Raw genomic sequence first — 20,343 nt, forward strand, 5'->3', positions numbered from 1 at the left:
ATCGCCGAGCCGCGAGCCGCAGGACGGGGGAGGGCGGCAACTAGACTGAGACGGATGTCTGCCGCGATCCATCCCCGTACCACCACCGCCTCCGGAACCGACGTCCGCGTGCGGTTCTGCCCCTCGCCGACGGGTCTTCCGCACGTCGGCATGGTCCGCACCGCGCTCTACAACTGGGCGTACGCGCGCCACACCGGCGGCAAGCTGATCTTCCGCGTCGAAGACACCGATGCCGCGCGCGACAGCGAGGAGAGCTACCGTCAGCTCGTCGACGCGCTCACCTGGCTCAAGATCGACTGGGACGAGGGCGTGGAGAAGGGCGGCCCGCACGAGCCGTACCGCCAGTCTCAGCGGCGCGACATCTACGCGGGCGTGCTGCAGACGCTCATCGCGTCCGGTGCGGTGTACGAGTCCTACTCCACGGCAGAGGAGATCGACGCCCGCAACGAGGCCGCGGGTCGCGCGAAGCAGCTCGGGTACGACAACTTCGACCGTGACCTCACCGACGAGCAGAAGGCCGCGTTCCGCGCGGAGGGGCGCGAGCCCGCGTGGCGTCTGCGCGTGCCGGACGAGGACCTCACCTATGTAGATCTGATCCGCGGCGAGGTCACCTTCCCCGCCGGCTCGTTCCCCGACTTCGTCGTCGTGCGCGCGGGCGGTCAGGCCCTGTACACGTTCACCAACCCGGTGGACGATGCGCTGATGGGCATCACGCACGTCATCCGCGGTGAGGACCTCATGCCCTCGACCGCCCGCCAGCTGGCGCTCTACGGTGCTCTCATCGAGGCCGGCGTCACCGATTTCATGCCGCGATTCGGTCACATGCCGCTGGTCCTCGGCGAGACCGGCAACAAGAAGCTCTCCAAGCGCGACCCGCAGGCCGACCTGTTCCTGCACCGCGAGCGCGGCTTCATCCCTGAGGGACTGCTGAACTACCTCGCTCTTCTCGGCTGGTCGATCGCCGCCGACCGTGACGTGTTCTCCCTCGAGGAGTTCGTGGCCGCCTTCGACATCGTCGACGTCAACCCCAACCCGGCACGCTTCGACCAGAAGAAGGCCGAGTCGATCAACGGCGACCACATCCGCATGCTGGATGCCGAGGACTTCGCAGGCCGCCTGGTGCCCTATCTGCACGCCGCGGGTCTGGTCGAGACCCCGCCGACGCCGGCGCAGCAGGCGACGCTGGATGCCGCGGCCCCGCTCGTGCAGGAGCGGATGCAGCTGCTGGGTGAAGCGCCGGGCCTGCTGGGATTCCTGTTCCGCGACGAGGTGGAGTACGACGACGACGCGCTGAAGGGCCTTCCCGCCAATGCGGCGGAGGTGCTCGTGGCATCCGTCGGCGCGCTCGAGCTGGTGCCGGAGCACGGCTTCACGGCCGCGGCGGTGCAGGACGCGCTGTCGCGGGCGCTGATCGAGGGTCTGGGACTCAAGCCGCGCGTCGCATACGGTCCGCTGCGCGTCGCCGTGAGCGGCAGGCGCGTGTCGCCGCCCCTGTTCGAGTCGCTGGAACTGCTCGGCAAGGCCGAGTCGATCCGCCGCCTCGCCGCGCTCGTCCAGCGGGTCGGCTGATCGCCGACGCGCTCACGCGCCGCACGAGTACAGCCCGGAGACCGGCGCGTCGGTGACCTCGGTGCAGTTGTCGAGCACCCACGTGCGGATCTGCCCGGCGGCGGTGGACGCGGCATCCGTGCCGCCGAATCCCGCACCGCCGAAGCCGCCGCTCGATCCTGCGATCACGTAGCGCAACTCACCGTCGGCCACGAGGCGCTGGAACGTGGCGAGGGTCGGGGCAGGATCGCGCTCGTTGAAGCCGCCGATCGGAAGGAACGATCCGCCGTCGGACGCGAGGATGAAGCCGGCGGCGCTCTGGGCGCCGAACGCGGCCGCGAGGTAGGCGGTGCCCTGCTGATGCTCAGTGAGCCAGGCCACCGTCGCCGCGGTGGCCTGGCTCGTCCCCCCGCCGCCCGTCGTCCCCCCGCCGCCGGCGACACCGCTGCCCGCGCCGCGGCGGACCATGGATCCGCCCGCGTCGGTGCGCGTCGAGCCGTCGCTGCGAGGCGTTCCGGGCCGGGCGGAGCCGAAAGGCCCGGAGCCGGATGAGCCGGCCGCCTGTCCGGGCGCCCCCATCCCACCGCGTGCGAAGCCGCCCATGCCGCCGATCCCGGACGTCGCTGCGACGCCGGCTGCCGTGGGGTTGGTCGAGTTGGGCGACCACATGGTCACGACGGACCAGGCCGCCGGGGTCAGCAGCATCGCGACGACGGCGACCGCGGCCGTCAGAGGCAGGGGCCGAGCCCGCCGATGCTCGAGCACGAGGAGCACGACGGCGAGTCCCAGCACGACCACCTGCACGACCGCGACCGGCCGCGAGAACGCGGCGCCGCGATCGGCCGCGACGGCCACGCCGATCAGCACCGCGGTGACGGCCGCGACGGCGGGCAGAGCGATCTGCGCCCACAGCGCACGGCGTCGACGCGCCCAGGCGAAGCCCGCACCGATGAGCAGTGCCATCGGGATGGCCAGCGACGCCGTGTAGAACTGGTGCATCCCCGCAACCACGGAGAACATCACGGCGAAAGTGCCGAACCAGACCGCCCCGAAGACGAGCAGCGGCGTGCGGAAGCGCAGCACGGCGAGCACCACGACGGCGAGGACCGCGGTCGGGATCATCCACCCGATCTGGTCGGCGAGCGCTCCGTTGAGCAGCCGCACGACCGACGGCTCGCCGGAGAACGGGGGAGTGAACGAGCGGTACGCCTCCGTGTCGGCGGTGCTCGCGCCGAACCGGCCCAGGCCGTTGTATCCGAACACCATCTCCCACGGGTTGTTCGACAGGGTGCTGCCGATATAGGGGCGGTCGGATGCCGGCACCAGCGCGACCGCCACGATCCAGACGAGGGAGGCTGCCAGGCTGACCACGCCGGCGACGGCGACGTGCCAGACCCGGCGCCACCACGGCTGGCGGGTGCAGAGGTAGGCCGCCGCAAGTCCGGGCCACACCGCCCAGGCCTCGAGCATGTAGGTCTGGAAGGCGGCGGCGATGAACAGGCCGGAGAGCAGGAGCCAGCCGAGGTGGGCTCGTCGGAGGGCGTGGGTCGCGGCCCACGCGGTCAGTGCCAACGCCAGGACGAAGAAGGTCTCGGGCTGGTTCGAGCGAGCGACGGCGACGAGGATGGGAGTCGTCGCGACGACGGCGCCTGCAATGACGCCCGCGGTCCGTCCCACCCACCGCCGCGCCGTGATCGCCGTCATGACCGCCGCCGCGGCGGCCGCCAGCGCATTGGGCAGAATCACGGCGGCGGGGGAGAACCCGAACACGCGCACGACGAGGGCCGGGATCCAGAACGAGCCCGGGATCTTGTCGAGGGTGACCGTGCCGGCGGGATCGAACGACCCGAAGAAGAAGTCGGGCCAGCTTCGGCTCATCGACAGCGCGATGGAGGCGTAGTAGTCCGACATCGACCCGCCGACACCCCACGCGGTGAGCACCAGCGCGACCAGGCCGATGCCGAGCAGAGACCAGTGCCAGGGCGTGCCGAGGCGCCGGCGCACACCGGTTCGGGCGCGCGTGGAGGAGAACGGCGTCGACGGCGCCGACGCGGAGAGAACGGTCACGACGGTCACGCTAGGACCGCTGCGCCCGATGTCTCGCAAGCGCGAGCTATGAATACGCCGCGACGCGCGGAATCAGTCCGACGGCCAGGTGGCCCAGATCACGTCCTCCCCGTCGATCTGCTGCGGGCCGGCGCCCACCGCGTACCGGGCAGAGCTCGGGTCTTCGCCGTCCAGCCACCAGATGTAGGCCCCGTAGCCGGAGTTCTGCTGGTAGCCCGCGGCCGAGAGCGTCGATCCGATGGCGGCGATCGCGGCATCCGCGTCGCCGACGAAGATCGCGCCCTTGCGCGCGGTCCCTCCGAAGTCGTCCACCACGTAGCACGCGGGAACCGTCGGGGGAGCACCCGCCTCGGGGAAGGTGAAGCCGGCAGGGTCGGCCAGGGTCGGATCGGCGTAGCCGTTGGCATCCATGAACGAGATCATCGCGTCGGTGCACCCGAACGCGTCGCCGCCTGCCGGCGCCGCGGGGGCGTCGTGCGCGGCCGACGCGCTCACGTCGCCCGTCGTCGAGGCGGGTGAGCCGGATGCCGCGTACCCGGTCAGCAGGAGCAGGAGGGTGGTGGCGCCCACGACGGTGGTGGAGCGGACGGCGGTCATGCGCTCAGTGTCGCCGGGGCGCCGCCCGGCGGGCAATGCGGGATCCGGCTGGTTTGGACACCGCCTGTGTGTGGGCTAAGCTTGACCCTCGGTACGACTTCGGTCGTCACCCTCTGGGGTATGGTGTAATTGGCAACACGGCTGATTCTGGTTCAGTTGTTCTTGGTTCGAGTCCAGGTACCCCAGCAAATTCATCGCTCTCGAATGAGCAAGCTCTCTGCATGTCCGAACCCCTCCTTCGACGCTCATGTCGAGGGAGGCTCCTTGTTTCTGAGGCGTGTGCCTGTTGCCGTGTCCGGCAGGCATCCGCACTGAGCTGATCGGCCCACCACGGCATGCGAGGCGCCGCGGCAGCCGCACACCCTCGCCAACGGCGATCGCCGAGCCTATGCTGACCGCATGACCGAACCCACGCAGGAGCAGCTCGAGTCGTCGGACAAGGTGGTCAAGCGCACGGTCGGCGGTGAGATCCGCTACTACCTCAAGGACATCAAGGCGCACTGGCCGGCCGTCGTCGAGCAGCATCCGGATGCCGCGGGTCACGAGGCGTGGTGGACGGCCGATGGTCGGTTCCATGCGACGCACGCGCAGCTGCGTCGCGACGCCATGATCGGCGGGATCGTCTAGCGCGATCCGCGACTTCTTCTCTGGCGCGTTCTCGGGTCTCCGGCCCGCGGGGTGCGCTCCATCGTGGAGTCGGTACTCCGCGCCGAGCATTGGTGGCGCCATCCGGACGTTCCCGAGCGATCGTGTCAGCCCGCGCCGTCGGTCGCGGTCCGCGCCGCCGGGGCAGACAGGAGCGTCGCGAGACGCTTCTTCTTGCGGTTCTCGCGGATGATCCACGCGACATCGGGATCGCTCTCGTCGAGGGCTGCGAAGACGGGGAGCCCTCGGACGGGGTCGGCGGCGATGGCGACGCTCCAGCAGTAGCCGAGCGCCTGCCGCAGGGTGCGCGCCCCGTCCTGCCTGCGGTGGGAGGTGTCCGCCGCGGCGAGGTGGGCGGTCGCACGCGCGCACGCCGCCAACCCGGCGCGGGCGGTGTCCGGTGTCCGCAGCAGTCGCGGCTCGCAGATCGCGGCGACGGCGGCGCGCTGCACGAGCGGGTCGGGGTCGTCGACCCAGTCCGCGACCAGCGCCCTGAGGATCGCGGGGGAGTCGTCGCCGAGCAGCTGCAGTCCGATCGCCACGCCCTCGCGTACACGCCACCGGTCGTCGGCGGCGAGAGCGCGCGCATGGTGGGCGTCACGCGGTTCGCCCGCCCGTCGGCCGAGCGCTGCGGCGGCGCACATGACGGGGTATTCGCGTCCATCTCGAAGGAGCGCGTCGATGACGGCTGCGTCGGCGGTGCGCGCCGCCGCGTCGACGAGTGCGAGATCCGCGCGCGGACCGGGCAACCCGGAATGGGCATCGAGGAACGCGGCCCAGCTGAGCGGGTCCATTCCTGACAGCTGGGCGATCCACGCCGGCACGCTCGTCATGCGTGCGACGCTATCGCGCCGGGCACTGCCGTCGCCGCGTCGCGTGCCGGGTCAATTCCACTCGCGCCGATGTCCGATCTCAGCCCGACCTCGTGAAGACCCCCAACCCCGACGGCGTCGGGATCTGCGCATAGCGGTTGAGGAAGGTGAGGGTCACGGAGGTCACCCGTCCGTCCGCGCGGGTGAAGACGACCGACGAGAGGGAGCCCGGCAACGCGTTCTCGCCCGTGGGGACGTACGCCATCGTGTCGCCGTCCCACGGCGTGATGTCGAACGCGGTCTCGCCCTTCGGTCCGAGCGAGCCGCGGAGGCCGGTGCCCGCCGAGGTCACCGTCAGGGTGCCGAAATACGGACTGACGTACGTTCCGGTGTAGTCGGCGACGGGCCCGGATGCCGCGGCATCCGCCGGTGCCTGCATGCCGGCCAGGTCGCCGGACGGCGCGTTGTAGGACGCGAAGAAGCCGTGCATCGTGTCCACCCAGTCGCGGGTGGAGTGCCCGTACATGACCTCGTCGAGGAACGTCTGCACGACCGCTTCGGGAAGGCCGACGGGGGCGCCGTTGGTGAGGACGACGATGCCGAGGTCGAGATCGGGGACGAGGGTCGCGGCGGTCGCGGCGCCGAGGCCGAAGGCACCCGAGTGGCTGAGCGTGACACGGCCGCCGGCGCCGGAGCCCACGTTGATGCCGAAGCCGTAGTGACCGGGCCGTTGATCCAGATCGCCCGGGTGGGAGCTGACGATCTGCGCCGACAGCGCCTCGTTCAGCGGCCCCGTGGCGATGAAGGCGGAACCGCCTCGCTGCCCGTCGGACAGCAGCAGCTGCATCCACGTCGCCAGGTCGCCGACGGTCGAGGATGCGCCGCCCGCGGGCGCCTCGGCATCCGCGTCGCGGTCGAACAGCGGCTGGAAATCGTCGTCGCCGATCCGTGCGTGCAGCACGGCGCGGTCGTCGGCAGCGAGGTAGTCGGCGTGGCTCATACTCGTCGACGTCATGCCCAAGGGCGTGAACAGCAGCTCCTGCGCCGTCTGTTCCCACGTCTGACCGCGGGAGGCCGCGACGGCCTGCGCGCCGGCCGTCAGACCGAAGTTCGAGTACTGATAGGTCGAACGGAACGGCTGCAGGGGGATCTCACGGAGGTGGTCGAGGATGTAGTCGCGGTCGAAGCCGAGGTCCTCGAGGTCGTCTCCGCCGCCGGTGGGGATGCCGGTGCGGTGGGCGAAGAAGTCGCCGATCGTGGCGTTCTGGGTGACGTACGTGTCATCGAGCGCGAAGTCGGGCATGAAGGTGCGCACCGGCGTGGACCACGAGAGCTCGGGGTTCTCGGTCATGGCCTTGGCGACGATCGTGGCCGACAGCGGCTTCGACAGCGATGCCAGCTCGAACACGGTGTCGGTGTCGACATTGACGCCGGTGGACACGTCGCGCACGCCGAACCCGCCCTCGTACAGCACGGCATCGTGCGAGACGACCGCGACGGCGAGCCCCGGAACCTTCGATCGACGCAGTGCGTCGTCGATCTGGCCGGGCAGAGCCGTGAGGGCGGCGGCGACGGCGCTCTCACGATCGGTGTACAGCGCGACGACGTCCTGATTCGGGAAGGTCCCCGTGGTCACGGCGACCGTGGGCGCCGGCTCGGGCGGGGAGCTCCACGCGCAGCCGGAGAGGGCCAGCCCCACGGCCGTCGCCGTCACCGTCGTCGTCAGAAGTCTCGGTCGGCGCCGCGCATCAGCCATGGTCGAAGCCATCCTCGTGCCCCCTCATGCGGCACGCCGACGTCCGCTCGTGTCGAGGATAGGGCGACCGCGACCGTGCGGTCCAGCGTCGGCCGGCGCCGCTGCGCCGATCAGCGCGACGCCGAGGCGGGCGCGATCACGGTGAGGGCGCGCGGGAGGACGCGCGCGGAGAGGTGATCGACCTCTTCGCCGAGCTCCCCGTCGCGGGCGATCCGGTAGGGCCCGTCGAGCAGTTCGAGATCGAACTCGGCATCCGAGAACTCCTGGTAGCGGCGGTTGCGCGAGATCCGTCCCGTGAACAGGTCGAGGACCACGCGCGCGCGGGAGCCGCGACGCGACACACCGAGCACGCGCAGATCCAGCCGCGCGTCGTCGAGCGTCGCGCGGTGGACGGGGGCGAACCCGCGCGGCTCGTACCGGCCGTTGCCGAGGAAGAGCAGGCTGAACCGCGCGTCGACGGCGCGACCGTCGAGGTCGCGGACGCGCACGCGCACGGCGCGGGCCCGTCCCAGCGTCCGCACCGCCGCGACGAGGGCGGCGAGAGGCTTGCCGATGCGGTGCTCGTACCGCTCGCGGATCGCGACGAAATCGGTGTACGCGCCGACGCTGGCGGTGTTGACGAAGATCCTGCCGTTCACCTCGCCGAGATCGACCTTCGCGACGGTGCCGGCCCGGACGGCGTCGATGGCAGCCGACAGCGGGTACATCCCGAGGTCCTTCGCGAAGTGGTTGAAGGTGCCCGCCGGCAGAACCGCCAGCGGGATGCCGTTCTCGTGGGCGGCGGCCGCGGCCTGCTGCACCGTGCCGTCGCCGCCGGCGACCGCGAGGACCTCGCACTCCTGCGCGGTGCGGCGGATCACCTCGGCGTAGTCGTCGTCCGCACCCAGCTCGACGATCCGCAGCGCCGGCAGCGTGCGGCGCACCACCGGGAGGATCCGCGCCGCGCGCCCCGAGCCCGATCGAGGGTTGATGACGAGCGCGATGCCCGCGCCGTCCGGCCGCGGCGTGCCCGCGTGCACCGCGAGCGCGTCCTGCAGCGGGTCCACGCGCTCCACCGGCACGATCCGCGTCGTCAGCCAGGCGACCGCCTCGCCGAGCGCGAAACCCGCCGCGACGTCCGACGGGTAGTGCGCTCCGGTGGCGACCCGCGAGAAGCCGACGAGGCCCGCCAGCATGCGCAGCGGCACGGTCAGGATCGGGGACTCGGCGGATGCCGCCGCGGCGAACGCCATCGCGCTGGCCGAGTGGCCGCTCGGAAACGACGTCGAGGCGGGGATGCGGTGGGCCAGCCGCTGCACCGGCACCTGCGTGATGGCCGGCCGCGGGCGGCGGTGCAGACGCTTGGACACCTGGTTGGCGAGGAGGCTGGTGAGCCCGATCGCGGCGAGGCCGCGCACCGCGGCCCGGCGCGCCCGGGGCCGACCGGTGGCCGCGAGGAGCGCCGCCACCCCCATCCAGAGCACGGAGCGGTCGGCGGCCCGCGTGAGCGGCGGCATCGCCCCGTCGAGGATCGGGCTGCGCGTGCCGGCGATCGCCGTGAAGGTGGCCACGTCGAGCGCGTCCACTTGACGCCGGACGGAGCGCCATCGCCGCGTGTCGCCCCCGTCGTCTCGGGAGGCGCGTGTGCGAGCGGACGGTGGTCGACGCCGGGCCATGATCGCTCCGATCAGTTCATCGCGTTGCCGATGTAGGAGTACTTGACGAACACCTCGGAGGCCCAGCCGGCCTCGTCGAGCACGCCCTGCACCGCCGTGAGCATGTACTTGGAGTCCCACCCCATGTAGAGGTACTGGCCGTCGCCCAGCTCATCCCACTGGCCGTTCCACGCCTTGGCCGGGTAGACGGGGCCGCCGCGGCGTGCGCTGAAGTCGATCACGCTCTGTCGCGAGTCCGCCCACAACCGTTTGAAGATGCGGTTGAAGAGGTAGCGGATGTCGGGAACCTCCCAGTGCTCGCCGCGGAACTCGACGTAGTCGAACTCGCGCTGCCAGCCCCGAGGCCATCCGCGGCGCTTGCGGGCGTCGAGGATGGGTGTGAGGTTGTCGTCGTCGATGGAGACGACGGCGGGTCGCTTCCAGACGCTCAGGAAGAGGTCGGTCAGCTCTTGCGTGCGCGCCGCGATCGCCGCGGTCGACCACGCCTCGGCGTCCGCGACGGACTGCGTGACGGCGAGCGCGCTGTCGCGGTAGGCGTTCCGCTTCTGCGGGAACGAGGCCTCGAACGCGCGGTCGAAGAGCTCCCGTTCGAGCAGCGTCAGGTTTCCCAGGGTCTGGGCCAGCGCACGGAAGCTGTTCTGCTCGTCGTCGGAGAGCTCGGCCCAGCGGCGCGAGCCGTCGGGCGACCACTCGTCGGACGGTGCGAGCGGCACGATGTGCTCGAGATCCAGCGGCGCCGTGTCGATGTCGCCCGCGAGCCGCCCCAGCACGTAGGCCGGGTGGGGGAGCGCGCTGAACTTCAGACCGACGCGGGTGCGCTCGTCGGAGGGCGTGATCCGCGCGATCGCCCGGACCAGATCGTCGCGCGAGAGCGCCGCGGCGCGGCAGAGGCGAGCGACGAGCCGGTCGGTGGTCACCCCGACGACGGTGCGGCGCATCAGCAGCGACTGCACCTGCTCGAGCGACGTGATCAGCTCCGAGGTCGGGAGCTGTCCGGAGCGATGCTCGTGGAGCAGGCGCAGGGCGAGCGGATACATGCCACGGCCGAAGGTGTTGAGCAGGGCCAGCTGCTGCCCGATCGCGACGTCGGCGACGCGCGCCGGGTCGAGGAGGGTGGCGTAGAGCGCGGAGTAGTCGCGCCACTGCGCGGCGCGCTCGCGCAGCGTCGCCAGGTCGAGGTGCGGGAACTCGGCGCGGAAGGTGTCGTAGACGCCCCGCTCGCCGGCCACGGTGACCTCGCGGCCGGTGAGCATGACGAGGTAGTGCCGCCAGAAGTCGCCGATCTGCTCGCCGGTGTTCTCCTCGATCGGAACCCAGTAGTGGTCCTCGATCTCGCTCTGCTGGGCGTGGGAGAGGCCCATCAGCACGTAGTTGTGGATCAGCTCGTGGTCGCGCAGCGGTTCGCCCGTCGAGTTGAGGCTCTCGAAGGTCTGCTGCGCGTTCGCCTCGGGTCCGAGGGTGATCGCGACGTGCTCGAGGCGTTGGAGGCCCCGCCAGATGTGGGCGGCCTCGTCGGGACGGATCTGGCTGCGGAAGAACGCGTAGTTGTCGTCGAAACGCGACACGCGCGTCTCATCGTCGGGCGTCCGACGGTCGCGCACGACGCTCTCGAAGACCTCCGCCCAGGCGCGATGCGGCCGGAGTTTCGTCCGTGCGGGATCGTCGTCGCGGACGAGCACCCGCTCGAGCTCGGCGGCCAGATCCGGGTCGTCGTCGCGCAGAGTGTGGTGCAGGGCGGCGACCAGGAGCATGAGGGTCGTGATGCGCTGCTGTCCGTCGATGAGGACCAGATGGGCGTCATCGTCGTCGGAGACCGAGGCGGTCGAGAGGATCGAGCCGATGAAGTGCGTGTGGCCGGCGCCCGCATCCGCCACCGCGCGCACATCGCCGAGGAGCTGCTCGCAGCCGCCGATGTCCCAGCGGTACTGCCGCTGGTAGACGGGAACGACGATGGTGGTGTCGGATGCCGAGAGCCACGCGATCGTGGCGACGGCGGTCGCGGAGACGTGGGACGCGGAGACCGAGGGGGCGAGGTTCGTGCCGGTGCTCATGTTCTCCGTGTCGCCTCCGCGCTCGCTCTCGATGACCGCCGTCGAGTCTAATCGCGTTCCCGGGACCGCTCGGTAGGCTTGCCTCGGCCGGGCCTGTAAAAACTTCGCTCGTCCGGCAGAAAGGTTGGATCCGTCATGGGTTACATCAAGAGCGCGGCCCTCGAGGAGACCGGTTACGTCGTCCTCGACCGCTACAACAAGGAGATCGACCCGAAGGAGTGGCTCGACGTCGAGTACGTCGACTGGAAGTCCTCGGGCGACACCCGGTTCGCCCCGTTGGCCTCCGCCAAGGGCGAGATCGAGTGCAACGGCTTCTGGAACCACAAGCCGCCGCGCACCGACAAGGACGGCGTCTGGATCGACGCGCAGACCGCCATCGCACCGACGCTCACCGCGCGTGCGCAGGAGCCGGGGGCTAACGTCGGCCGCTGCCGCATCATCGAGCTGCAGCCGAACACGTATGCCGACTGCCTCTACAACCTGCACCAGGACGACAACAACCGTCTGAACCCGGACGGCACCGGCTGGGTCGTGCGCGGCTTCTTCAACCTCACCGACGACAAGACGAGCTACTTCGTGCTGCGGGAGAACCGCACCGATCCGAGCGAGGAGACCCGCATCGCCCTGCCCGCGGGCGCGCAGCTCATCGTCGACACCCAGCGCCTCTGGCACGCCGCCGCCCACTACGGCGACGAGCCGCGCTACTGCCTCATCACCTCGTGGGAGTCGGGCCCCGAGCTCGACGCCTACATCGCCAAGTACAACGGGGTGAACAAGGTGGACAGCTACCCGGTCGACCAGGAGACGCTGGATGCCGGGCAGATCGAGCAGGAGCGCCGCATCGCCGCCCGTGCCGCCGCCCTGGCCGCCCGCGGCCAGCAGGAGGTCACGGTGATGAGCGAGGCCTGAGCCTCGGCATCCACCGCGGACGTCCCGTCCGCACGAAGGGCCCCGATCTTCGGATCGGGGCCCTTCGTCGTCCGTGGCCCTCGTGTGGTTTTCCACGGAGCAGACTGTTGTTATAGCTGTGTTTGTGTTGTACCGTGTGGATATTCAAGGAGGATACGTGTACGCAACGGAGCGACAGCAGCTCATCGAGCACCTGGTCAGCACAGACGGACGCGTCGCCGTCGTCGACCTGGCGCGCCGCTTCGGCGTGACCACCGAGACCGTCCGCCGCGATCTCGACCAGCTCGAGACGGCGGGAATCGTGCGTCGCGTGCACGGCGGGGCCGTGGCCCGCACCCGGGTCAGCACGGTCGAGACCTCCTTCGTGGAGCGCACGCAGCGCCGCAGCGACGCGAAGCGCGCGATCGCGGAGCGGGCCCTGGAGGCCATCGGCGCCGATGGCGACGGATCCATCTACATCGACGCGGGGACGACGACGGCCGCCGTCGCCGGACTGCTCGCCCAGCGCCCGGTCACCGGGCATCCGCTCGAGGTCGTCACCCACTCGATGACGGTGGCGCACCTGCTGGCCGGAGCGCCCGGGCTCAACCTCACCGCCATCGGCGGCCGCGTGCGCGGGCTGACCGCGGCGGCGGTGGGCGCCCAGACGGTCGATGCGATCTCCCGGCTGCGCCCCGACCTCGCCTTCATCGGCACCAACGGCCTGTCCGCCACCTTCGGACTGAGCACACCCGATCCCGACGAGGCCGCGGTCAAGCGCGCCATCATCGCCTCGGCGCGCCGCATCGTGGTGCTCGCCGACGCCGAGAAGTTCGACGGGGAGCTGCTCGTCTCCTTCGGCCGGCTCGCCGATCTCGACATCCTCGTCACCGATGCGCCGCCGCCCGCCGACCTCGTCGCCGCCCTCAACGACGCCGATGTGGAGGTGTGGACCGCATGATCGTCACGCTCACCGCGAACCCGTCGCTCGACCGGACGGTGACCCTCGCCGAGGCCCTGCGCGTCGGCGAGGTGCAGTCCGCCGTCGCCGTCCGCGAGGATGCCGGGGGGAAGGGCATCAACGTCACCCGTGTGCTGACCGGGTCAGGTGTGCCCAGCACCGCGGTCCTCCCGCTCGACGCCGACGACCCGTTCGCATCCGTGCTCCGCTCGGCGCGCGTGCCGGTCGTCGCCGTGCCCCTGCCCGGAACCGCGCGGGCGAACCTCACGCTGACCGACCACGACGGCGTGACCACGAAGGTGAACCTGCCCGGTGTGACACGCAGCGACGCGGATGCCGCGACACTCATCGCCGCGACGGTGCAGGCGTCGGCGGGTGCGCGATGGCTGGTGCTGGCGGGGTCGCTGCCACCCGGACTGCCCGACGACTTCTACGTCGACGTGATCACCGCCGTCCGCGCGACCGGCCCCGAAGCGCCGCGCATCGCCGTGGACACGTCGGGGGCCGCCCTGCGGGCCGTCGTCGAGCGCGGAGCGCCCGATCTCATCAAGCCCAACGACGAGGAACTCGTGGAGCTCGCCGGCGTCCCCCTCGACCCGGCGCTGCCGCTGGCGGAGGCCGTCCGCGCCGTCGCCTCGCAGCTCGTGCCCGAGCGGGTGGGCGCCGCCTTCGTCACGCTGGGTGGCGACGGCGCGGTCCTCGTGACGGCCGACGGAGCCTGGTTCGGCACGCCGCCGCCGACGCGGGTACGCAGCACCGTCGGTGCCGGAGACAGCTCGCTGGCGGGCTTCCTCCTCGCCGACGTCGCGGGAGCCGCTCCCGACGAGCGGGTGCGCAGCGGCATCCGCTACGGGTCCGCGGCGGCCGCGCTGCCCGGAACGCAGGCCCCGACGCCCGACGATCTGCTCCCCGGCGACGTGCCGGTGAGCCCTCTCGCCCCCTGAAAACCCCATCCTGAACCCACTCGACCACTGGAGGTCACCGTGTCAGAGATCATCACGCCGGCGCTCGTCAGCCTTGACGCGTCGCTCGGCACCGACAAGCGGGCCGTCATCGACGCCCTCGCCGCGCGCGTGGCGGCGACGGGGAGGGCGAGCGATGCCGCAGCCCTCGCCGCCGACGCCTGGAAGCGCGAGCAGACCGACGAGACCGGTCTGCCCGGCGGCATCGCGATCCCGCACGCCAAGAGCGCCGCGGTGCGCGAGGCGACGCTCGCCTTCGCCCGTCTGAAGCCGGGCATCGACTTCGGCGCGGAGGACGGTCCGGCCGACCTCGTCTTCCTCATCGCCGCCCCGGACACGGCGGCCGAGGAGCACCTCGCCGTGCTGTCGCAGCTCGCGCGCAGCTTCATGCGCGAGGACTTCACCGCGGGACTGCGCGCGGCCGAACGGCCGGAGGACGTCGTCGCCCTCGTGACCGCGGCCGTGTCGGGCACCGCTGCTCCGGCAGCATCGACGGCGCCCGCCGCGACGGCGAGCGCGGACAGCGCGCACCTGATCGACGGACGCCCCGCCCGGATCGTGGCGGTCACGGCGTGCGCGACCGGCATCGCCCACACCTTCATGGCGGCCGACGCCCTCACCGCGCAGGGCGGCAAGGACGGCGTCGACCTCATCGTGGAGCCGCAGGGATCGAGCGGATACAAGGCGCTCGACCCGAAGATCATCGAGGCCGCCGACGCCGTCATCTTCGCCGTCGACGTGGACGTGCGCGAGCCGCAGCGCTTCGCCGGCAAGCCCGTCGTCCGCGCCAGCGTCAAGCGCGGCATCGAGGCGCCCGGTCAGCTGGTGGCCGAGGCCATCGCCGCTGCGAAGAACCCGAACGCGACCCGCGTCAGCGGATCGGCGGCGGCGGCATCCACCGCCACGTCGGGCGCGGGGGAGTCGTACGGCGCGAGCATCAAGCGCGCGCTGCTGACCGGCGTCAGCTACATGATCCCCTTCGTCGCCGGCGGCGGTCTGCTCATCGCCCTCGGCTTCCTGCTGGGCGGCTATGAGATCGCGTTCAACGCGGACAAGATCCTGGGCGCGTCGACGCTGTGGAACCTCGGCGACACCTCGCTGATCGTCTACCTCGGCGCCGTGCTGTTCAAGATCGGCGCGCTGTCGTTCGGCTTCCTGGTGCCGGCCCTCGCCGGTTACATCGCGTACGGCATGGCCGACCGGCCGGGTATCGCCCCCGGTTTCGTCGCCGGTGCCGTCGCGGGCTTCATGGGCGCGGGCTTCCTCGGCGGCATCGTCGGTGGTCTGCTCGCCGGTGTCGCCGCCCGCTGGCTGAACGGCCTCGACGTGCCGCGCTGGCTGCGCGGTCTCATGCCGGTCGTGATCATCCCGCTGCTGGGTTCGATCTTCGCCTCCGGTCTCATGCTGCTGGTGCTCGGCGGTCCGATCGCCTGGCTCACCAAGGCCCTCAACGACTGGCTGTCGGGCCTCACCGGCGCCGGCGTGATCATCCTCGGCATCATCCTCGGCCTGATGATGTGCTTCGACCTCGGCGGTCCGGTCAACAAGGTGGCCTACGCCTTCGCGACCGGCAACCTCGCCGCGGGCATCGCGGGCGACGAGCGCTACCTGCAGATCATGGCGGCCGTCATGGCTGCGGGCATGGTCCCGCCGCTGGCGATGGCCCTGGCATCCACCGTCATCGACCGCAAGCTCTTCACCGAGCCGGAGCGCGAGAACGGCAAGGCGGCCTGGCTGCTCGGCGCTGCGTTCATCTCCGAGGGTGCGATCCCGTTCGCGGCGGCCGACATCTTCCGGGTGATCCCGGCGATGATGCTCGGCGGTGCGGTGACCGGTGCGCTCTCGATGGCGTTCGCCGTCACGAGCAAGGCGCCCCACGGCGGCATCTTCGTCTTCTTCGCGATCGACAACTTCTGGCTCTGGCTGCTCGCCATCGCCGCGGGAACGGTCGTCTCGGCATTCACCGTCGTCGCGCTCAAGCGCTTCGCACGCCGTGGATCGGCCGTGAACGAGGGTATTCCCGGTGCGTCCTCGGTTTCTCCCGAGGCCGTGAACGCCTAGTCTCGATGGAGATATCCCAACACGATCCAAGGAGGATCCCATGGCAGAACGCCAGGCCACCGTCGCCAGCAGCTCGGGTCTGCACGCGCGCCCCGCGAAGCTCTTCGTGCAGGCGGTCCAGCAGACCGGCGTCCCCGTGACGATCGCGGTCGAGGGCGGTCCTGACCTCAACGCCGGCAGCATCCTCACGCTGATGGGTCTGGGCGCCACGCAGGGCACCGTCGTCACGCTCAAGGCGGAGGGCGAGGGCGCCGAGGCGGCCCTCGACACGCTCGTCGCGTTCCTCGAGACGGACCACGACGCCGAGGCCTGATCGGACACGGATCCACGGATGCCGCGACCCCCGGATGTTCGCCGGGGGTCGCGGCATCCGGCGTTCGGGGCGTCAGAGATCGATGGCGTCGCCCGGGTCGAGCGGGCTGAACCGACCCCCGCCCTGTTCGGCCGCCCACTGCAGGCGTCCGCGGTGCATGTCGAGTCCGATGCGCGAGAGCGTCATGTCGTGCGTGGCGAAGGCGTGCTCGGGCCGCACGGCGAGGACGAAGTCGATCGCCTCGCCGATCTTCAGCCACGGCGCGCCCACCGGCGCGGCGAGGAGCCGGACCTCGACCCCTTCGGGCACCGCGTAGGAGTCGCCGGGGTAGTAGAGCTCGTCGTCCACGAGCACGCCGACGTTGTCGATGACGGGGATCGACTCGTGGATGACGGCGTGCCGCCCGCCGAAGAAGCGCAGCGCGAACGGGCCGGCGCTCACGCTGTCGCCCGGAGCGACGACGGTGACGCCGAACTCCGCGGCCGCATCCGCGACACCCTGCGGCCCGTAGATCGGTACGTCGGGCGCGTGCTCACGGATGCGACGGAGGTGCTCGGGCGTCCAGTGGTCGGGGTGCTCATGGGTGAGCACGACGCCCACCGTCCCGGCCAGATCCTGCAGCGGAAGAGTGAAGGTTCCGGGGTCGATGATCAGCTGGCTTCCTTCGCGCTCGAGGCGCAGGCAAGCGTGTTCGTGTTTGGTGACGCGCATGTCGCTCAGTCAACGCCTGTCCCGCGATCCGGGCAAGCCGGACGCGCATCCGGGCCTCGATTTGGCGAGGGGTCGTTCGCCATGGCATAATCGAACGGTTGCTTACGCAGCGAAAAGGTACGGCCCCATCGTATAGCGGCCTAGTACGCCGCCCTCTCACGGCGGTAACGCGGGTTCGAATCCCGCTGGGGTCACCACCGCAGAAGCCCGGTCCACACGGACCGGGCTTCTGTCGTCTGCGGGTCTATCGCGACGCGACAGACCCGCAGGTGGGTCAGGCTGCGGGACCGGCCTCGTCGACGGTCTCGGGCGCGCGGGTGCGGGCCCGACGACGGCGGACGAGCCGGCGGGCACCCCACACGATCAGGGCGGCGAACGCGATCAGGCCGAGCCAGGGGAGCAGGAACCCGATCGCGATGACCAGGCCGTTGAGAGTCGCGACGAGACCGTTCCAGCCGGCCGCGACGCCGTCGCCGAATCCCGCCGGATCGGCGGTGACGGCGGGGGCGGGCGTGACGAGCGAGACGCTCAGCGTCGACATCTCGACCTGGGACTGCACCCAGCTCAGCTGCTGTCGGAGGGACTCCAGCTCGGACTGACGCTCCGACAGCGCGGACTCCGCCGCGATCAGGTCGGCGGTCGACGACGACTGCTGCATCAGCTCCGTGAGGCGTGCGACGGAGGACTCGAGGGCGGAGACCCGGGCGCGCAGGTCGACGGCCTCCGTGGTCACGTCGCGCCGGTCGGTCTGCGACGAGGTCACCGTCCCGTAGGCGGACAGTCCCGCGACCGTCTCGGAGAGGCGGTCTGCGGGGATGCGGACGGTGATCCACGCGCCCGACGGCATCGGCATGACGACTCCCGTTCCCGACATGACGTCGACGGGCGCTCCGGCGCCGGTGCTCTGGGATTCGACGTAGCCGCCCGCGGCGACGGCTGCCGCCGCGATGCCCTCGGCCGCGGCAGCGGCGTCCGCGACCTCGACGGTCGCCGAGGCGGTCGTCGCGATCTCGCGTCCCGCGCTCCCGGTGGCGGCGTCGGCCGCCACGCCGGCTCCGCTCATGCCGCCGGCCGCGGCATCCCCGGCCCGTCCGTCGGTCAGCCCGAGCTCGGCGGTGCTCCCGCCCGGTGCGATCACCGCGGGAAGTGCGGCGGACGACGCCCCGGACGTGCCCTGCAGGGTTCCCGCGATCGACGGTGCCATGATCGCCGCGACCGCCACGACGGCGGCGGCCGCGGCCCCGCCCATCCAGATGCGGCCGCGGCGGACGGCGCGGATCCGTTCGCGTTCGCTGTGCTCCCACTGCGCGCGACGTTCGTCCGCGATGCGTGCGAAGAGCGCGTGCTCGATCGCCTCCACGCGATCGTCGCCGAGCTCGGGCAGTGCGGTGTGTGCGGTGGTCATGACCCCTCCGATGCGATGGTGGTGCGCAGTGAGCTGCGGATGCGGGAGAGACGATTGCGGACGACGCCGTGCGTGACGCCGAGGTGCTCGGCCGCCGCCTGGTAGCCGTAGCCCTCGGCGGCGCACAGACGGAAGATGCTCTGGTCGAGCTCGCTGAAGGTGGCGACCTCCGCTGCGATCCGATCGGCGAGGTCGGCGTCGATCACCTGACGTTCGATGTCGACGCCGTCCGGCACGGATTCGTCGATGGGCGCTCCGAGGTGCGCGCGGTCGCGGCGCTGGCGGCGCACACGGTTCGCCGCTTGGAATCGGCAGACCGTGACGAGCCAGGGGAGCAGCGACGCGCTGTGCAGCTCCAGCTCCCGGAGCTTGCGCCACGCGGCCAGGAACGTCTCCTGGGTCACGTCCTCGGCATCCTGCGCCGTGCCGACCAGGCCGTGCGCGATCCAATAGACGGGCCGCGCATAGGCGCGGTAGAGCGTCCGGAAGGCGAGCTCGCTGCCGGCGGCGGCCTCCGCGACGAGCTCGGCATCGGTGCGCGTGCCGGTGTCCTGGGTCATCGTGTCCTCATCGTCTCTCACTCAGGAAGTGTCGGCGGTGGAGGAATCGTCTCAGATCCGATCGCCGCCGGCCTGCGGGCCGACCGGCGGGGAGCGCCGCCGGGGTGCGAGCCGGTATCGTGTCCTGAGCGAGAGGGAGTATCCCGTCCTCGCGCGTCCGTCATCACGGGCCCGTCGTCGGGACCCCGGGCGCGCGCCGCCGCCGCCCGACGGGTGGTCGCGGGGGAGAGACTTTCGACGTTTCGTCATCCCTCGAAAGGGCTGCATGGACCTCCCCGTCTGGTTCGAGATCGGCTCGCTCGTCGTGCTGGTGCTCATCCTCGTCGCCGACCTCGTGCTCATCGCGAAGCGACCGCACATCCCGTCGCCCAAGGAGTCGAGCCTGTGGGTCGTCTTCTACGTCGCCCTCGCGCTCGTGTTCGCGGGATTCATGTGGTTCTTCGCCGGCGGCGAGTATGCCGGGCAGTTCGTCGCCGGGTGGCTCACGGAGTACAGCCTCTCCATCGACAACCTCTTCGTCTTCGTGCTGATCATGAGCCAGTTCTCGGTGCCGCGCCGGTACCAGCAGAAGGTGCTGATGGTGGGCATCATCATCGCGCTCGTGCTCAGGGGCCTGTTCATCCTCGCCGGAGCGGCGATCATCGAGCAGTTCAGCTGGATCTTCTACATCTTCGGGGCCTTCCTCATCTACACCGCCTGGAAGCAGGCCTTCCCGGGCGGCGACCACGAGGACGAGGTCAAGAAGGAGTCGTACATCGTGCGGCTGCTGCGGCGCACGATCGACATCAGCGACGACTACGACGGTCCGAAGGTGCGCACGGTCGTCGACGGCAAGCGGATGTTCACGCCCATGATCATCGTGTTCGTGGCCATCGGCATGACCGACCTGCTGTTCGCGCTCGACTCGATCCCCGCGATCTTCGGCATCACCCAGAACGCGTTCATCGTGTTCACGGCGAACATCTTCGCGCTGATGGGGCTGCGCCAGCTCTACTTCCTGTTGGGCGACCTGCTCGACCGGCTCAAGTACCTGCACTACGGCATCGCCTTCATCCTCGCCTTCATCGGGGTGAAGCTGATCGCGCACGCGATGCACGAGAACGAGCTCCCGTTCATCAACGGCGGCGAGCACATCGCGTGGGCGCCCGACATCTCGACCTGGATGTCGCTCGGAGTCATCGTCGTCTCGATGGTCGTGGCGACCGGGGCGAGCCTCGTGGCCTCCGCGCGGGAGCGCGGCGCAGAGCCCGCGGCGGCGCCCCGGACGCCGGCAGCGGCGGCCGAAGCGGTCGCCGACGAGAAGGGCACGCCGCCGACCGTCGAGGGGCGCTGAGGGCGACGCCGATCCACG

17 protein-coding genes and 2 tRNA genes are annotated in these 20,343 nt (G+C 71.0%); 10 read left to right on the top strand and 9 right to left on the bottom strand.

Annotated features, from left to right (window positions below; all coding sequences use genetic code 11):
• The first annotated feature begins 54 nt into the window (after positions 1-54).
• A complete protein-coding gene (gltX, locus tag L0965_RS11770; RefSeq protein WP_101306209.1) occupies positions 55-1,569 on the top strand; it encodes a glutamate--tRNA ligase in 1,515 nt (504 codons plus the stop codon).
• Between the two features lie 12 nt (positions 1,570-1,581).
• Here the strand turns inward: gltX and L0965_RS11775 are convergent, their stop codons facing one another.
• The gene (locus tag L0965_RS11775; protein WP_232783895.1) at positions 1,582-3,615 is read right to left on the bottom strand and encodes a glycosyltransferase family 39 protein; all 2,034 of its coding nucleotides are present in this window, start codon (positions 3,613-3,615) and stop codon (positions 1,582-1,584) included.
• A 72-nt stretch (positions 3,616-3,687) separates the two neighbouring features.
• A complete protein-coding gene (locus L0965_RS11780; RefSeq protein ID WP_157831614.1) occupies positions 3,688-4,212 on the bottom strand; it encodes a hypothetical protein in 525 nt (174 codons plus the stop codon).
• 114 nt (positions 4,213-4,326) lie between these two features.
• Between L0965_RS11780 and L0965_RS11785 the strand changes: the two genes are divergently transcribed.
• Both L0965_RS11785 and L0965_RS11790 read left to right on the top strand, forming a co-directional pair.
• Positions 4,327-4,398 (top strand) — tRNA-Gln (locus L0965_RS11785).
• A 213-nt stretch (positions 4,399-4,611) separates the two neighbouring features.
• Positions 4,612-4,839, top strand: a complete 228-nt coding sequence (locus L0965_RS11790; protein ID WP_060958434.1) for a hypothetical protein — start codon at positions 4,612-4,614, stop codon at positions 4,837-4,839.
• Positions 4,840-4,964: 125 nt separating this feature from the next.
• Here L0965_RS11790 and L0965_RS11795 read toward each other — a convergent pair whose 3' ends face one another.
• From L0965_RS11795 to L0965_RS11810, 4 genes are all read right to left on the bottom strand, one after another.
• Positions 4,965-5,690 (bottom strand): PBS lyase heat domain-containing protein repeat-containing protein, encoded by a 726-nt coding sequence (locus L0965_RS11795; RefSeq protein ID WP_101306211.1) that lies wholly within the window; start codon positions 5,688-5,690, stop codon positions 4,965-4,967.
• 79 nt (positions 5,691-5,769) lie between these two features.
• Complete coding sequence (locus L0965_RS11800) at positions 5,770-7,425, bottom strand: serine hydrolase (RefSeq protein WP_232783896.1); 1,656 nt, start codon at positions 7,423-7,425, stop codon at positions 5,770-5,772.
• A 110-nt stretch (positions 7,426-7,535) separates the two neighbouring features.
• Entirely contained in the window at positions 7,536-8,975 is a 1,440-nt protein-coding gene (locus tag L0965_RS11805; RefSeq protein WP_223849523.1) for a diacylglycerol kinase family protein, read from the bottom strand.
• 116 nt (positions 8,976-9,091) lie between these two features.
• Positions 9,092-11,131: a DUF262 domain-containing protein gene (locus L0965_RS11810; RefSeq protein WP_101306214.1), complete on the bottom strand. Its 2,040-nt coding sequence runs from the start codon at positions 11,129-11,131 to the stop codon at positions 9,092-9,094.
• A gap of 135 nt (positions 11,132-11,266) precedes the next feature.
• Between L0965_RS11810 and L0965_RS11815 the strand changes: the two genes are divergently transcribed.
• The 5 genes from L0965_RS11815 (at position 11,267) to L0965_RS11835 (ending at position 16,316) form a co-directional block, all read left to right on the top strand.
• Entirely contained in the window at positions 11,267-12,040 is a 774-nt protein-coding gene (locus L0965_RS11815; RefSeq protein WP_060958446.1) for a hypothetical protein, read from the top strand.
• Positions 12,041-12,197: 157 nt separating this feature from the next.
• On the top strand, positions 12,198-12,980 hold the full coding sequence (locus tag L0965_RS11820; RefSeq protein WP_101306215.1) for a DeoR/GlpR family DNA-binding transcription regulator: 783 nt from the start codon (positions 12,198-12,200) through the stop codon (positions 12,978-12,980).
• Positions 12,977-13,924, top strand: coding sequence for a 1-phosphofructokinase family hexose kinase (locus L0965_RS11825; protein WP_061781809.1), 948 nt, complete (start codon positions 12,977-12,979; stop codon positions 13,922-13,924). Before L0965_RS11820 ends, L0965_RS11825 begins: the two co-directional genes overlap by 4 nt.
• A gap of 39 nt (positions 13,925-13,963) precedes the next feature.
• Complete coding sequence (locus L0965_RS11830) at positions 13,964-16,003, top strand: fructose-specific PTS transporter subunit EIIC (protein WP_101306216.1); 2,040 nt, start codon at positions 13,964-13,966, stop codon at positions 16,001-16,003.
• A gap of 40 nt (positions 16,004-16,043) precedes the next feature.
• A complete protein-coding gene (locus L0965_RS11835; RefSeq protein ID WP_060958450.1) occupies positions 16,044-16,316 on the top strand; it encodes an HPr family phosphocarrier protein in 273 nt (90 codons plus the stop codon).
• Between the two features lie 72 nt (positions 16,317-16,388).
• Here the strand turns inward: L0965_RS11835 and L0965_RS11840 are convergent, their stop codons facing one another.
• Positions 16,389-17,027, bottom strand: coding sequence for an MBL fold metallo-hydrolase (locus tag L0965_RS11840; RefSeq protein WP_101306217.1), 639 nt, complete (start codon positions 17,025-17,027; stop codon positions 16,389-16,391).
• A gap of 121 nt (positions 17,028-17,148) precedes the next feature.
• Between L0965_RS11840 and L0965_RS11845 the strand changes: the two genes are divergently transcribed.
• Positions 17,149-17,224 (top strand) — tRNA-Glu (locus tag L0965_RS11845).
• A 77-nt stretch (positions 17,225-17,301) separates the two neighbouring features.
• Here the strand turns inward: L0965_RS11845 and L0965_RS11850 are convergent.
• Positions 17,302-18,432, bottom strand: coding sequence for a DUF4349 domain-containing protein (locus L0965_RS11850; protein ID WP_101306218.1), 1,131 nt, complete (start codon positions 18,430-18,432; stop codon positions 17,302-17,304).
• Positions 18,429-18,992 carry an RNA polymerase sigma factor gene (locus tag L0965_RS11855; RefSeq protein WP_101306219.1) on the bottom strand — a complete coding sequence of 188 codons (564 nt, stop codon included), beginning with the start codon at positions 18,990-18,992 and terminating at the stop codon, positions 18,429-18,431. Before L0965_RS11855 ends, L0965_RS11850 begins: the two co-directional genes overlap by 4 nt.
• Before the next feature lie 265 nt (positions 18,993-19,257).
• Between L0965_RS11855 and L0965_RS11860 the strand changes: the two genes are divergently transcribed.
• Positions 19,258-20,325, top strand: coding sequence for a TerC family protein (locus tag L0965_RS11860; protein ID WP_101306220.1), 1,068 nt, complete (start codon positions 19,258-19,260; stop codon positions 20,323-20,325).
• Positions 20,326-20,343 lie beyond the last annotated feature (18 nt).

Source organism: Microbacterium sp. NFH-22A-Y (assembly GCF_021401375.1).
In the GTDB taxonomy this organism is placed as follows: domain Bacteria; phylum Actinomycetota; class Actinomycetes; order Actinomycetales; family Microbacteriaceae; genus Microbacterium; species Microbacterium hominis.

What these genes read in the sequence shown, in the direction of transcription:
- L0965_RS11810 (WP_101306214.1), bottom strand. Translation starts at nt 11,131, where the DNA reads ATGAGCACCGGCACGAACCTCGCCCCCTCGGTCTCCGCGTCCCACGTC.
- L0965_RS11800 (WP_232783896.1), bottom strand. Translation starts at nt 7,425, where the DNA reads ATGGCTGATGCGCGGCGCCGACCGAGACTTCTGACGACGACGGTGACG.
- gltX (WP_101306209.1), top strand. Translation starts at nt 55, where the DNA reads ATGTCTGCCGCGATCCATCCCCGTACCACCACCGCCTCCGGAACCGAC.
- L0965_RS11780 (WP_157831614.1), bottom strand. Translation starts at nt 4,212, where the DNA reads ATGACCGCCGTCCGCTCCACCACCGTCGTGGGCGCCACCACCCTCCTG.
- L0965_RS11840 (WP_101306217.1), bottom strand. Translation starts at nt 17,027, where the DNA reads ATGCGCGTCACCAAACACGAACACGCTTGCCTGCGCCTCGAGCGCGAA.
- L0965_RS11795 (WP_101306211.1), bottom strand. Translation starts at nt 5,690, where the DNA reads ATGACGAGCGTGCCGGCGTGGATCGCCCAGCTGTCAGGAATGGACCCG.
- L0965_RS11855 (WP_101306219.1), bottom strand. Translation starts at nt 18,992, where the DNA reads ATGACCCAGGACACCGGCACGCGCACCGATGCCGAGCTCGTCGCGGAG.
- L0965_RS11850 (WP_101306218.1), bottom strand. Translation starts at nt 18,432, where the DNA reads ATGACCACCGCACACACCGCACTGCCCGAGCTCGGCGACGATCGCGTG.
- L0965_RS11790 (WP_060958434.1), top strand. Translation starts at nt 4,612, where the DNA reads ATGACCGAACCCACGCAGGAGCAGCTCGAGTCGTCGGACAAGGTGGTC.
- L0965_RS11815 (WP_060958446.1), top strand. Translation starts at nt 11,267, where the DNA reads ATGGGTTACATCAAGAGCGCGGCCCTCGAGGAGACCGGTTACGTCGTC.
- L0965_RS11825 (WP_061781809.1), top strand. Translation starts at nt 12,977, where the DNA reads ATGATCGTCACGCTCACCGCGAACCCGTCGCTCGACCGGACGGTGACC.
- L0965_RS11860 (WP_101306220.1), top strand. Translation starts at nt 19,258, where the DNA reads ATGGACCTCCCCGTCTGGTTCGAGATCGGCTCGCTCGTCGTGCTGGTG.
- L0965_RS11835 (WP_060958450.1), top strand. Translation starts at nt 16,044, where the DNA reads ATGGCAGAACGCCAGGCCACCGTCGCCAGCAGCTCGGGTCTGCACGCG.